This window comes from Pseudomonas sp. K8 (assembly GCF_014889455.1).
Classification (GTDB): domain Bacteria; phylum Pseudomonadota; class Gammaproteobacteria; order Pseudomonadales; family Pseudomonadaceae; genus Aquipseudomonas; species Aquipseudomonas veronii.
Map to the genome: position 1 here is coordinate 260,732 of NZ_VJWO01000002.1, position 12,490 is coordinate 273,221.

General features: G+C 62.5%; 14 protein-coding genes. 2 read left to right on the forward strand and 12 right to left on the reverse strand.

The features are described 5' to 3' along the window. Nucleotides 1-145: 145 nt before the first annotated feature. From INT12_RS02595 to INT12_RS02630, 8 genes are all read right to left on the reverse strand, one after another. Nucleotides 146-1,144 carry a septal ring lytic transglycosylase RlpA family protein gene (locus INT12_RS02595; RefSeq protein ID WP_017848342.1) on the reverse strand — a complete coding sequence of 333 codons (999 nt, stop codon included), beginning with the start codon at nucleotides 1,142-1,144 and terminating at the stop codon, nucleotides 146-148. After that, complete coding sequence (gene mltB / locus INT12_RS02600) at nucleotides 1,144-2,154, reverse strand: lytic murein transglycosylase B (protein WP_193039727.1); 1,011 nt, start codon at nucleotides 2,152-2,154, stop codon at nucleotides 1,144-1,146. The genes INT12_RS02595 and mltB overlap by 1 nt, the downstream gene beginning before the upstream one ends. Before the next feature lie 17 nt (nucleotides 2,155-2,171). Next, nucleotides 2,172-3,275: a rod shape-determining protein RodA gene (rodA, locus tag INT12_RS02605; protein ID WP_046482428.1), complete on the reverse strand. Its 1,104-nt coding sequence runs from the start codon at nucleotides 3,273-3,275 to the stop codon at nucleotides 2,172-2,174. Nucleotides 3,276-3,306: 31 nt separating this feature from the next. Beyond that, nucleotides 3,307-5,205: a penicillin-binding protein 2 gene (mrdA, locus tag INT12_RS02610; RefSeq protein WP_193058752.1), complete on the reverse strand. Its 1,899-nt coding sequence runs from the start codon at nucleotides 5,203-5,205 to the stop codon at nucleotides 3,307-3,309. Nucleotides 5,206-5,220: 15 nt separating this feature from the next. Continuing rightward, nucleotides 5,221-5,688, reverse strand: a complete 468-nt coding sequence (gene rlmH / locus INT12_RS02615) for a 23S rRNA (pseudouridine(1915)-N(3))-methyltransferase RlmH (protein ID WP_003176297.1) — start codon at nucleotides 5,686-5,688, stop codon at nucleotides 5,221-5,223. Nucleotides 5,689-5,697: 9 nt separating this feature from the next. Further along, nucleotides 5,698-6,192 carry a ribosome silencing factor gene (rsfS, locus tag INT12_RS02620; protein WP_003176298.1) on the reverse strand — a complete coding sequence of 165 codons (495 nt, stop codon included), beginning with the start codon at nucleotides 6,190-6,192 and terminating at the stop codon, nucleotides 5,698-5,700. A gap of 69 nt (nucleotides 6,193-6,261) precedes the next feature. Further along, a complete protein-coding gene (gene nadD / locus INT12_RS02625; protein ID WP_017848346.1) occupies nucleotides 6,262-6,906 on the reverse strand; it encodes a nicotinate-nucleotide adenylyltransferase in 645 nt (214 codons plus the stop codon). After that, the gene (locus INT12_RS02630) at nucleotides 6,906-8,171 is read right to left on the reverse strand and encodes a glutamate-5-semialdehyde dehydrogenase (protein ID WP_046381926.1); all 1,266 of its coding nucleotides are present in this window, start codon (nucleotides 8,169-8,171) and stop codon (nucleotides 6,906-6,908) included. Before INT12_RS02630 ends, nadD begins: the two co-directional genes overlap by 1 nt. A gap of 174 nt (nucleotides 8,172-8,345) precedes the next feature. Between INT12_RS02630 and INT12_RS02635 the strand changes: the two genes are divergently transcribed. Both INT12_RS02635 and INT12_RS02640 read left to right on the forward strand, forming a co-directional pair. Next, nucleotides 8,346-9,029 carry a DNA-3-methyladenine glycosylase gene (locus INT12_RS02635; RefSeq protein ID WP_017848348.1) on the forward strand — a complete coding sequence of 228 codons (684 nt, stop codon included), beginning with the start codon at nucleotides 8,346-8,348 and terminating at the stop codon, nucleotides 9,027-9,029. Nucleotides 9,030-9,054: 25 nt separating this feature from the next. Further along, nucleotides 9,055-10,371, forward strand: a complete 1,317-nt coding sequence (locus INT12_RS02640) for a bifunctional DedA family/phosphatase PAP2 family protein (RefSeq protein ID WP_104904377.1) — start codon at nucleotides 9,055-9,057, stop codon at nucleotides 10,369-10,371. Here the strand turns inward: INT12_RS02640 and INT12_RS02645 are convergent. The 4 genes from INT12_RS02645 to INT12_RS02660 form a co-directional block, all read right to left on the reverse strand. Then, a complete protein-coding gene (locus INT12_RS02645) occupies nucleotides 10,365-10,580 on the reverse strand; it encodes a hypothetical protein (RefSeq protein ID WP_026140195.1) in 216 nt (71 codons plus the stop codon). The genes INT12_RS02640 and INT12_RS02645 overlap by 7 nt on opposite strands. A 102-nt stretch (nucleotides 10,581-10,682) precedes the next feature. Beyond that, the gene (locus INT12_RS02650; protein ID WP_017848351.1) at nucleotides 10,683-11,273 is read right to left on the reverse strand and encodes an LON peptidase substrate-binding domain-containing protein; all 591 of its coding nucleotides are present in this window, start codon (nucleotides 11,271-11,273) and stop codon (nucleotides 10,683-10,685) included. Nucleotides 11,274-11,294: 21 nt separating this feature from the next. Beyond that, complete coding sequence (locus INT12_RS02655; RefSeq protein WP_017848352.1) at nucleotides 11,295-12,011, reverse strand: LrgB family protein; 717 nt, start codon at nucleotides 12,009-12,011, stop codon at nucleotides 11,295-11,297. Next, nucleotides 12,008-12,370: a CidA/LrgA family protein gene (locus INT12_RS02660; protein ID WP_017848353.1), complete on the reverse strand. Its 363-nt coding sequence runs from the start codon at nucleotides 12,368-12,370 to the stop codon at nucleotides 12,008-12,010. Before INT12_RS02660 ends, INT12_RS02655 begins: the two co-directional genes overlap by 4 nt. Nucleotides 12,371-12,490: the final 120 nt, after the last annotated feature.

Below are 12,490 nucleotides of genomic sequence, written 5' to 3' on the forward strand. Positions count from 1 at the left end.
GGCAAAACTTATTCAGACAGCCCGTTACCAGTCTGTCGCGTGTTCGGTTGCCTGCTCACCCCTTGCCCCTGGGTTTTATTGTTCAACGAGCCAACAACCAGGGCCCAGGCCCGCGCACGGACCTGAACCATCAATCCTTTACGGTTTATTCGGCGCTGACCACGCTGGGTTGCCCCAGGTTGGCCAGGCGCACGCTGTTCTGCACTTGCGCGACCTCGCTCGGCGAACCGATCGGGCCCATACGCACACGGTGCAGGGTCTGTTGATTACGCACGATGGAACTGATGAAGACCGGCGCATTGACCATACTGCTCAGCTTGGACCTTAACAGCTCTGCCGCATCCGGGTTGGCGAAAGCGCCCACCTGCAGGTATTGCCCACCGGCAGCCGAAGCACCCGGTGCGGCGCGAGGCACCACGACCGTGTCGGGCGCGTGCTGTTGCGCGGGTGGCGTCCACTGCTCGATCTTGCCGGTCGAGGCTGTGACTTGCGGTTGCGCGGCCTGCGGCTCGTTGAGCATCAACGGTGCCGGTTTGCCACGCTGGGCCCAGTATTGCGCGGGGTCGATCCCTTCGACCTTGACCCGCGCGGTGCCGGTTTCGGCATAACCGAGTTTCTTCGCGGCGGCGTAGGACAAGTCGATGATCCGGTCCGAATAGAACGGCCCGCGATCGTTGACCCGCAGGATCACCGTGCGGTTGTTGTCCAGGTTGGTCACGCGCACATAGCTGGGCAGCGGCAGGGTCTTGTGGGCCGCGCTCATGCCATACAGGTCGTAGACCTCGCCATTGGCGGTGTTCTGGCCATGGAACTTGGTCCCGTACCACGACGCCGTGCCCGACTGCACGTAGGTCTTGGAGTCCTGCAGCGGGAAGTAGCTCTTGCCCAGCACGGTATAGGGGTTGGCCTTGTACGGACCGGTGTGCAGGGTCGGCGTGGCATCCGGGATTTTCGACACGTCGACGTCCCACCACGGCGCACCGTCTTTATGCGCGCGGTTGATGTCCAGGCCCGGCTGGGAACGAATAGCGGTGCCGCCGGACTTTTGCGTCGGCGCGCGGCTGGTGGAGCAACTGACAACCAGCAAGGACAACGCGGCAAACGCCACCAGCTTGAGCGGTTTTTTCAACGGCGATGCCCGCATTACTTGTTGCCCCGTGCTTGGACCAGCATGTCAGACAGTTGATGCACAGCCATGGCGTACATCACACTGCGGTTATAACGCGTGATTGCGTAGAAATTCTTCAGGCCCATCCAGTATTCAGGGCCGTTTTCGCCTTCCAGGCGGAAAGCCGTGACCGGCATATCATCGCGCAGCGCATCATGACTTGACCAGCCCAGCGCCCGCAACTCCCCGACCGTCTTGGCCGGCTCGATGCCCTGGGTCAGGCCTTCATCGGCGCGCTCGCCGCTCACGTCGGCACGGCTGACGACCGGTTCGCCGCTCACCCAGCCATGGCGCTTGAAGTAGCTGGCCACGCTGCCGATGGCATCGTCCGGGTTGCTCCAGATATTGATATGGCCGTCGCCGTCAAAATCCACCGCGTAGGCGCGAAAACTGCTCGGCATGAACTGCGGCAAGCCCATCGCACCGGCGTAGGAGCCTTTGAGGGTCAGCGGGTCGACCTGCTCTTCGCGGGCCAGCAGCAGGAATTCACGCAGTTCCTTACGGAAGAATTCAGCGCGGGGCGGGTAATCGAAGCTCAAGGTCGACAAGGCATCGATCACCCGGTAACCGCCAGTGTTGCGCCCGTAGAAGGTTTCAATGCCAATGATCGCGACAATCACCTGGGCAGGCACGCCGTATTCCTGCTCGGCGCGGGCCAGCGTGGCTTCGTGCTGGCGCCAGAAGTCCACGCCCCGGGCCACGCGGGCATCGGTCAGGAACATCGGGCGATAGTCCTTCCACTGCTTCACGCGCTCGGCCGGGCGGGAGATGGCATCGAGGATCGCCTGCTTGCGCTGAGCCTCGCGGAACACGCCCATCAGCTGTTCACCGGCGAAGCCATAGTCACGGGTCATCTCACCGACGAATTCGGCGACCTGAGGTGAGCCATCGTAGTCACCGGCCTGCGCTTCGTGCATGGCGCCCAGCAGCCCGATCAGGCTCATCCAGGACGCATGCCGAGTCGCCCAGCCGCGCAATACTTGCATTGACATCTTCACCTTATTCAAACCTGTGCGATCCATTTGCGATGCGTGTGAATCGACATCAAAACCCCAAACGCTGACAGCAATGTCACCAGCGAAGTTCCGCCGTAGCTAATGAACGGCAACGGCACCCCAACCACCGGCAAGAGGCCACTGACCATACCGATGTTGACGAAAACGTAAACAAAAAAAGTCATGGTCAACGAGCCCGCCAGCAATTTGCCGAACAACGTCTGCGCCTGCGCGGTGATCACCAGGCCACGCCCAATCAACAGTAAATAGATCAGCAGCAACGCGCAAATACCCACCAGGCCGAACTCTTCGCCCATCACCGCAATAATGAAGTCGGTGTGGCTCTCGGGCAAAAAGTCCAGGTGCGACTGGGTGCCCATCAGCCAGCCCTTGCCAAAGACACCGCCGGAACCGATGGCCGCCTTCGACTGGATGATGTTCCAGCCCGTGCCCAGCGGGTCGCTCTCCGGGTCGAGGAACGTGAGAATCCGCTGCTTCTGGTAGTCATGCATAAAGAAGAACCACATGGCCACGGCCACCGGCACGGCAGCGGCGAGCACGCTGAGAATCCAGCGCCAGCGCAAGCCGCCCATGAACAGCACGAATGCACCGCCCGCCAGGATCAGCAGCGATGTACCGAGATCCGGCTGACGCACGATGAGGATGAACGGCACGCCGATCAGGATCAGGCTGATCCCCACATGCTTGAGTTGCGGCGGCAAGGTGCGCTTGGACAGGTACCAGGCGATGGTCGCCGGCATCAGGATCTTCATGAATTCCGACGGCTGGAAGCGAATCACCCCCGGAATGTTGATCCAGCGGGTCGCGCCCATGGCGTTGTGGCCCATCACGTCCACCACCACCAGCAACAACACGCCGGCGACGTACCCCAGCGGCACCCACCGCGCCATGAAACGCGGCTCCAGCTGGGCAATCACCACCATCGACAACAGGCCCAGGCCGAACGACGACGCTTGCTTGATCAGCAGGTCCCAGTTCTTGCCGCTGGCCGAATACAGCACGAACAGACTGCCGGCCGCCAGGGTCAGCAGCAGGATCAACAACGGGCCATCAATGTGCATGCGCTGCAGCAATGTCGCGCGGCGACGCATCACATCCTCACTGGAGAGGATGCGGTCAAAATTACTCTTCACTGGCCGTAACCTCGGTGCTTGAAGGGGGGCCGCCATATTCGGGCTTGAGCTTGCCGTCGTCGGTCAACAGCCAGGCATCCATCACTTGACGGACCACCGGCGCGGCGACGCCCGAACCGGACTCGCCGTTCTCGACCATCACGGCGACCACGATCTTCGGGTCGTCCGCCGGAGCGAAGCCGACAAACAGGGCGTGGTCGCGGTGGCGCTCCTGGACTTTGGAACGATCATATTTTTCGCCTTGCTTGATCGCGACCACCTGGGCCGTACCGCTCTTGCCGGCAATGCGATATTGCGCGCCGATCGCCGCCTTACGCGCCGTGCCCCGGGCGCCGTGCATCACCTGCTGCATGCCGTGGTTGACCTTGGTCCAGTCCGACGGGTCACGCAGCACAATGTCCGGGATCGGGTTTTCATCCACCGGCTTTTCGCCTTCGATGGTGCGGGCCAGGTGCGGACGGTTCCAGACGCCTTTGTTGGCCACCAACGCCGTGGCCTGGGCCAGTTGCAGCGGTGTCGCCTGCATGTAGCCCTGGCCGATGCCAAGAATCAGAGTCTCGCCGGGGAACCACGCCTGGCGGCGGGTGGCACGCTTCCATTCGCGCGATGGCATCAGGCCTGGGGATTCTTCGAACATGTCCAGGGAGACTTTCTGACCCAACCCGAACTTGCCCATGTAGGCCGACAGGCGATCGATCCCCAGCTTGTGGGCCAGGTCGTAAAAATAGGTGTCGTTGGACCGCATGATCGCGGTGTCCAGGTCGACATAGCCGTCACCGGTGCGGTTCCAGTTACGGTATTTGTGATCGTAATTAGGCAGCATGTAGTAGCCGGGGTCGAACACGCGACTCGACGCCGTGACCACGCCCGCGTCCAGGCCGGCAATCGCTACCGCCGGCTTGATCGTCGAACCCGGCGGATACAGGCCGCGCAACACCCGGTTGAACAGCGGCCGGTCGATGGAATCGCGCAGCTCGGCGTAGGCCTTGAAGCTGATCCCGGTCACGAACAGGTTGGGGTCGAAACTGGGCTGGCTGACCATGGCCAGGACTTCGCCGGTACTCGGGTCCAGCGCCACCACCGCGCCACGGCGCCCGCCCAGGGCCATCTCGGCCGCTTCCTGCAGCTTGATGTCCAGGCTCAGCACAATGTCCTTGCCCGGCACCGGATCGGTACGTTTGAGTACCCGCAACACACGGCCGCGGGCGTTGGTCTCGACCTCTTCGTAACCCACCTGGCCGTGCAGCTCGGGCTCGTAGAAACGCTCGATGCCGGTCTTGCCGATATGGTGGGTGCCGCTGTAATTGACCGGATCGAGGCTTTTCAGCTCTTTCTCGTTGATCCGCCCCATATAACCGACGGAGTGCGCGAAGTGCGGCCCTTGCGGGTAATGCCGCACCAACTGCGCCACCACTTCCACGCCCGGCAGGCGGAACTGGTTCACCGCGATCCGGGCGATCTGCTCTTCGGTCAGCTCGAACAGGATCGGCACCGGCTCGAACGGCCGACGCCCCTGTTTCATACGCTTTTCGAAGATCGCCCGGTCTTCCGGGGTCAGTTGCAGCACGTCGACGATCACAGCGAGAACCTGCTGCCAGTCGCCGGAGCGTTCGCGGGTCATGCTCAGGCTGAAGCTGGGCCGGTTATCCGCGACCACCACGCCGTTGCGGTCGAAAATCAGGCCACGGGTCGGCGGAATCGGCTGCACATGCACCCGGTTGTTTTCCGACAGAGTGGAGTGATAGTCGTACTGGATCACCTGCAGGAAATACAGGCGCGCGATCAACACCCCGATCAACGTCACTACCATGATCGCGCCAAAAACCACGCGCGAGCGCACCAGACGTGCGTCTTTCTCGTGGTCCTTGATGCGGATCGGCTGAGTCATCGGGAGGGGCGCAGACTATTTGTGGTAAGGGTGCCCGGACAGAACTGTCCAGGCGCGATACAGCTGTTCACCGATCAGAATCCTTACCAACGGGTGCGGCAACGTCAGCGCCGACAGCGACCAGCGTTGGTCCGCCCGCGCGCAGACTTCCGGCGCCAGCCCCTCGGGGCCGCCGACCATGAAGTTGACGGTGCGCGAGTCCAGGCGCCAGCGATCCAGTTCCACCGCCAATTGCTCGGTGCTCCAGGGCTTGCCGTGGACTTCGAGGGTGACGATGCGCTCGTTGGGACCGACCTTGGCCAGCATGGCTTCGCCTTCCTGACGGATAAAGCGCGCCACGTCGGCGTTCTTGCCCCGGGTATTGAGCGGAATTTCCACCAGCTCAAGCGACAGCTCGGCGGGCAGACGCTTGGCATATTCATGCCAGCCTTCTTCCACCCACTTGGGCATGCGTGAACCGACAGCGATCAGACGCAGGCGCACAGCCGTTCCTTATTCCTGGTCTTTGTTGAGCTTGTCGAAGTGCGCGTGGCCCACTTCCGGACTGTGGTGCTTGCCATCAGCGGCACGGCTCTGTTCGGCGCCTTTCCACAGACGCTCCAGGTCGTAGAACTGACGGGCGTTGGAGGTCATCATGTGAACGATCACGTCGTCCATGTCCAGCAGCACCCAGTCGCTGTCGCCCTTGCCTTCTTCACCCAGCGGCTTCACGCCCTGGGCTTTGACGGCTTCGCGCACTTTGTCGAGCATCGCGCCGATCTGGCGGTTGGAGGTACCGGTGGCGATGATCATGAAGTCGGTGATGCTCTGCTTGTCGCGCACGTCCAGCACCTGGATGTCCTGGGCCTTGACGTCTTCCAGGGCCGCCACGGCGACTTTCACCAGCTCTTCGCCAGCCAGTTCCGGGCCAACGTGGGCTTCAACCGGCAGTGGCGCGCTTTTGAAGGTGCCTTTGCGCTTAACTTTGCTTACGTCTTTGTTCGTCATATAAAACTCGTTTTGCTCGTATGTTCGGGCGCTCGCTGCACGACTGTTCGTGCGTTCAAGCGCGCCTTTTCAGTTCGACGCACGGTAAAGCCCGTGCGCATCGATGTAGGCCAGGACCGCGTCAGGCACCAGGAAACGTACCGACTTCCCGCTGGCCAGCAGTTGACGGATCTGGGTGGCGGACACCGCAAGCGGGGTCTGCCAGACGAATGCAATATTCCCGTTCGGCCCGGTCAGGGCCAAGGGGTCACTTACCGACCGCGCGGCCAGCAGGTTGCGCAAGGCATCCGGCGGTTCGCTGTCGGCATCCGGGCGTTGCAAAACCAGGATGTGGCAATGCTGGAGGAGTTCCTCCCAGCGATGCCAAGAGGGCAGGCCGCAAAATGCGTCCCAACCCAAAAGCAGAAACAACTGGTCGTCCGCGGCCAACTCGGCACGCATCAGTTCCAGGGTGTCGACAGTGTAGGACGGTTTATCGCGCTTGAGCTCGCGGTCGTCCACCACCAGCGGCGGTATGCCGGCTACGGCAAGGCGCACCATTTCCAGGCGCTGCTGCGCTGACACCTGCGGCGTATCGCGGTGCGGCGGCCGGGCATTGGGGGTCAGGCGCAATTCATCCAGCGCGAGGGCATCCGCGACTTCCAGGGCACTGCGCAAATGGCCGATATGCACGGGGTCAAAGGTGCCGCCGAGCAACCCGATGCGTTTACCCATCAAGCGCGCACATGCCCGTCGCCGAACACTACGTACTTCTCGCTGGTCAGGCCTTCCAGGCCAACCGGGCCACGTGCGTGGAGCTTGTCGGTGGAGATACCGATCTCCGCGCCCAGGCCATACTCGAAGCCGTCGGCAAAACGCGTCGAGGCGTTGACCATCACCGAAGCGGAGTCCACTTCGGTGAGGAAACGCCGGGCATCGCTGAAATGCTCGGTAACAATGGCATCGGTGTGCTTGGAACCATATTTGTTGATGTGCTCGATGGCCTGGTCCAGGTCGTCGACGATGCGGATCGACAGGATCGGCGCCGTGTACTCGGTGTACCAGTCTTGCTCGGTGGCTTCGATCACGTCCGCGCCGAGCAGCGCACGGGTGCGCTCGCAACCGCGCAGCTCAACGCCCTTGTCGCGGTAGATGGCAGCCAGCGGCGGCAGCACGCGATCGGCAATGCCGGCGTGCACCAGCAGGGTTTCCATGGTGTTGCACGGCGCGTAACGGTGGGTCTTGGCGTTGTCGGCGATGCGGATCGCCTTGTCGATGTCGGCGGCGATGTCGATGTAAACGTGGCAGACGCCGTCCAGGTGCTTGATCACTGGCACCTTGGCATCACGGCTGACGCGTTCGATCAGGCTCTTGCCACCGCGCGGCACGATCACGTCGACGAATTCCGGCATGGTGATCAGCGCGCCGACGGCGGCGCGGTCGGTGGTTTCCACCACTTGCACCACTTCGGCCGGCAATTCGGCCACGGCCAGGCCCTGCTGGATGCAGGCGGCAATCGCACGGTTGGAGTGGATCGCCTCGGAACCGCCGCGCAGGATGGTGGCGTTGCCAGACTTGAGGCACAGGCTCGCAGCGTCGATGGTCACATTCGGGCGCGACTCATAGATGATGCCGATCACGCCCAGGGGCACGCGCATCTTGCCGACCTGAATGCCGGACGGCAGGTAACGCATATCGCGGATTTCACCGATGGGGTCAGGCAGCTTGGCCACCTGACGCAGGCCTTCGATCATGTCGTCGATACGCGCCGGGGTCAGCGCCAGGCGGTCGAGCAACGCCGGTTCCAGGCCATTGGCGCGGCCGTTGGCCAGGTCCAGTTCGTTGGCGGCGGTCAACTCGGAGCGCGAAGCATCCAGAGCATCGGCGGCGGCCAGCAAGGCACGGTTTTTCTGCGCGGTGCTCGCACGGGCGATCAACCGCGAGGCCTGACGGGCAGCGCGACCCAGGCGGGTCATGTAGTCAAGAACGGACTCAGTCATGGTCAGGGAGTCTTGGCAAAGAGGAAAGCGGCAGATTATAGCTGTGACGCCGCCCGACTGACAGCGGTGAGGGGCGGATGGTCGAAATGAACTGTAAAAACCTGGGGTTCAGCCGTAATTAAGGTAGGAGTTGTTATTATTCCGTCACATTTAGCCGTATTAACCCTGAAGGCCATGTCGAGTTTCACCCCCCAACTCCCTGCCAGCGCCCTGCCCGACCGCTTCTTCGACCGCGATGCACAACTGCTTGCGCGGGAATTGCTCGGCAAAATCATCCGTCATCGGGTCGGCGATCTCTGGCTTTCGGCGCGGATTATTGAAACCGAAGCGTATTACGTGGCCGAAAAAGGCAGCCATGCCTCACTGGGCTACACAGAAAAGCGTAAGGCTTTGTTTCTGGATGGCGGTCATATCTATATGTACTACGCCCGTGGCGGCGATTCGCTGAACTTCAGCGCCCAGGGCCCGGGCAATGCAGTATTGATAAAATCCGCCTATCCCTGGGTCGATGAGACCTCCGGCCCGGCCAGTTTGGCGCAGATGCTGCTGAACAACCCGGACGCCAATGGCAGGCCGCGCGCCTCGCAGAAGCTCTGCGCCGGCCAGACCTTATTGTGCAAGGCGCTGGGCCTGAAAGTGCCGATGTGGGATGCCAAGCGCTTCGACCGGGAGCGGCTCTATGTAGAAGACGTCGGCCAGGTGCCGACGCACATTATCCAGACCACCCGCCTGGGCATTCCCGGCGGCCGGGACGAACACTTGATGTACCGCTTCGTCGATGCAGGCTATGCGCCTTATTGCACGCGGAACCCGCTGCGCCGGGGCCAGGTCGAAGGCCGCGACTATTTTTTGATTTGAAACGGTGACGAGGGAGTGAAGAATCATGGGCCAATGGCTCGATAGCATCACCGGCTGGCTGACCCTGAACCCCCAATGGCTGGCGGCGGCGGTGTTTATCGTGGCGTGCGTGGAATGCCTGGCCATTGCCGGTTTGATCGTGCCCGGCACCGTGCTGCTGTTCGCCATTGCCGTGCTGGCCGGCAACGGTGCGCTGTCGTTGAGTGAAACCCTGCTGCTGGGTTTTCTCGGCGGCCTGGTGGGCGATGGGGTGTCCTACTTCCTGGGACGCCATTTCCACCAGAACATCCGGCGCCTGCCCGGCCTGCGGCATCACCCTGAATGGATGAACGGCGCCGAGACCTACTTCCACAAGTACGGCATCGCCAGCCTGCTGGTCGGACGTTTCATCGGCCCGTTGCGCCCCATGCTGCCGATGGTGGCCGGCATGTGCGACATGCCGTTCCCACGCTTTGCCCTGGTCAGCATTCTCGCGGCGGCCGGTTGGACAGTCGCGTACCTGCTGCCGGGCTGGGCGACAGGCGCGGCTTTCCGCCTGCCATTGCCGGCGGGGTTCTGGCCCGAGGCGGGAATTGTCGCGGCATGCCTGGCGGTGTTGCTGGGGCTGAGCTTGAACAGCAGCCTGCGCGGCCATCGCCGCGCCACAGGATGGATAGGTTGCGCCAGCCTGACCCTGTTGATCGCCCTGTTTATCGGCTACCCGCACCTCAACGACTTCGACCAGGGGCTGAGCGCCCTGGTGCAGGAGCATCGCAGCGCCTGGCTGGACGAGACCATGGTGAGGCTCACCCAACTGGGCGAGTTCAAGAATATGTTTGTCGCCAGCGCCCTGTTCACCGGCCTGTTGTTACTCGCACGCCAATGGCGCCACGCGCTGTTTGTCGGCATCACGCTGGGCATGGCCGCAGTGATCAATACCGCCACCAAGCTGTTCTTCGCCCGCGGTCGCCCGGAAATCCTCACCGACCCACTGAGCAGCTTCAGCATGCCCAGCGGCCACTCCTCCGGCGCATTCGCGTTTTTCCTGGCGTTAGCCGTATTGGCCGGGCGCGGGCAGCCCACGCGCCTGCGCCTGACCTGGCTGCTGCTGGGCTGCATCCCCGCGGCATTCATCGCGTTGTCGCGGGTTTACTTGGGCGTCCACTGGCCCACCGACATCCTCGCCGGAATGTTGCTGGCGATGAGCGTGTGTACATTGAGCCTGGGCGCAATCCAATACCGCAGCCCGCTGCCGCCGATGTCGCAGAAAGCCTGGTGGCTGGTATTGCCTGCCCTGGTGGCGGTGCTCGGTTTCATCGCCTTCAGCGACACCTCGCAGGCCCTGTTCAAGTATGCCTACTGACCCTTGGCCGGGCCGATCCAATCGATTGGCGCGGTTCGGCGCTCAACGCAACGTTCGCGCCGCTCCAGCAGCATTTCATCGGCAATTTCTGCGGCACGCTCGGCGATGTATTCCGGGCCGCGCTGTGCATCCTGCGCGAGCAGTTGTGAGGTAATGCTGACAAAAAAAGCGTCCCAGGCCGCCTGCTCCGATTGCGCTAGCCGAATCATGTTCATCCCCTGATCAGTGGTTGTGTGATCGGAAACTATTTCAGCCCGTGCGATGGGAGCAACGCAGAAACGTCTGAAAGCAGCACCAGACAATTCTGAAAATCAGGTGAACAGCTCACCTTGCAGTTCATCCAGCAGCCTCTGGATCGCATCCAGCCGTTGTTGCGGATCGTCGAGCTGCAGCAGGTCGATCTTGTCGGCCTCGGTGAACGGCAGCAAATACGCCAATTGATTGCCCAGAGCCTGCTGGCCGTCGGCATCGGCGCCCATGTCCAGCGAGGCCACCATCGGGTGTTCGGCCAGGGCCTGGAGCAAGGCCTGCAGGTCGGCGTCCGCCTCTTCCAGCGCGTGGTCCGGCCGTTCTTCCAGCCATTGCACCTCGGCCACCAGCAACTGGTCCTTCTGCACCTCGGCGTCGCGGACACGGAAGCGCCTCCCGCCCTCGACGCGAATGCCCAGCAGGCCGTTATCCTGCTGCTTGAAGTCGCGAATCAGCGCTTCACAGCCGATCAGAGCGTAGCCATCCGGGGCCGCGCCCACCTCTTTGCCGTCGAAGATGCACACCACGCCGAAACTTTCGCCCTTTTTCATGCAGCGGCTGATCATGTCCAGGTAGCGCGCCTCGAACAATTGCAGGTCGAGGGTGCAGCCAGGGAACAGCACGGTGTTGAGCGGGAACAGCGCCAGACTCATAAAGGTTTCCTTAACCCTGGTTCAAACAATCACCGACACGGCCAGCGGCAGGAACACCGCCGTCGCCACGCCCATCAGACTCATGGCCAGCGCCGCAAAGGCGCCGCACTCTTCGCTTTCCTGCAGGGCCACCGACGTGCCGACGGCGTGAGCGGTCATGCCCAGCGCCATACCGCGCGCCTCGGGGCTGTGGACGCCCAGGCGCGACAAGTACGCCGGGCCGATCATCGCCCCGATCACGCCGGTGATCAGCACGAACACCGCGGCCAACGCGGCCACGCCGCCGATCTGCTCGGCCACCAGCATGGCAATCGGCGAGGTCACCGACTTGGGTGCCATGGTCATCAACATCCTGTGTTCGGCACCGAACCACCAGCCCAGCAACACACACAGGCCGGTGGCCAACACACCACCTATCACCAGCGTAGTAAAAATCGGCCAGAACAATTGACGAATCCGGCGCAGGTTCAAATAGAGCGGCACCGCCAGGGCCACGGTCGCCGGGCCCAGCAGGATGCTCATGATCTCGGTGCTCTTGCGGTACTCGGCGTAGCTCAGGCCACAGGTGAGCAGCACGCCGATCACCAGCAGCATGGACACCAGCACCGGCTGCAGGAAGATCCAGCGGGTTTTCTCGAAGCCCGCGAGCACCAGTTGATAGGCGCCGAGGGTGATGCCGATGCCGAACAGCGGATGATGAATCACCGCCGCCCATGCGCCTTGCCAGTCGAAGGTCATGATTGCTCCTCCTGCTGCGCCTGGCGCTTGACCAGTTTTTGCATCAGCACGCCGACGAACCCCATGGCGATCACCAGCGACAACACCAAGGCACCGACGATGGCCCAAAAGTCTGCGGCGATGTCCTTGGCATACACCATCACCCCGACCGCCGGCGGCACCAGCAGCAAGGGCAAGTAACGCAGCAGGCTGCTGGCCGCCAGGCTCAGCGGCTCGCCGACTTCGCCGCGCCACACCAGGTAACCCAGCATCAGCAGCAGACCGATGATCGGCCCCGGCAACACCGGCAGCAGCAAATGGTTGATCGCCGTGCCGATCAATTGAAACAGCACCAGCCATGTCAGACCGCGTAATAGCATCCGTCCTTCCCCCCTCAAGACCGACCCGCATTATAAGCATGCCCGCGCTATGCTCCGGCATTCGTCATATGCATGGTGGGTTGACCGGGCTGGTTGCCCATGATGATCTAACATGGTTCT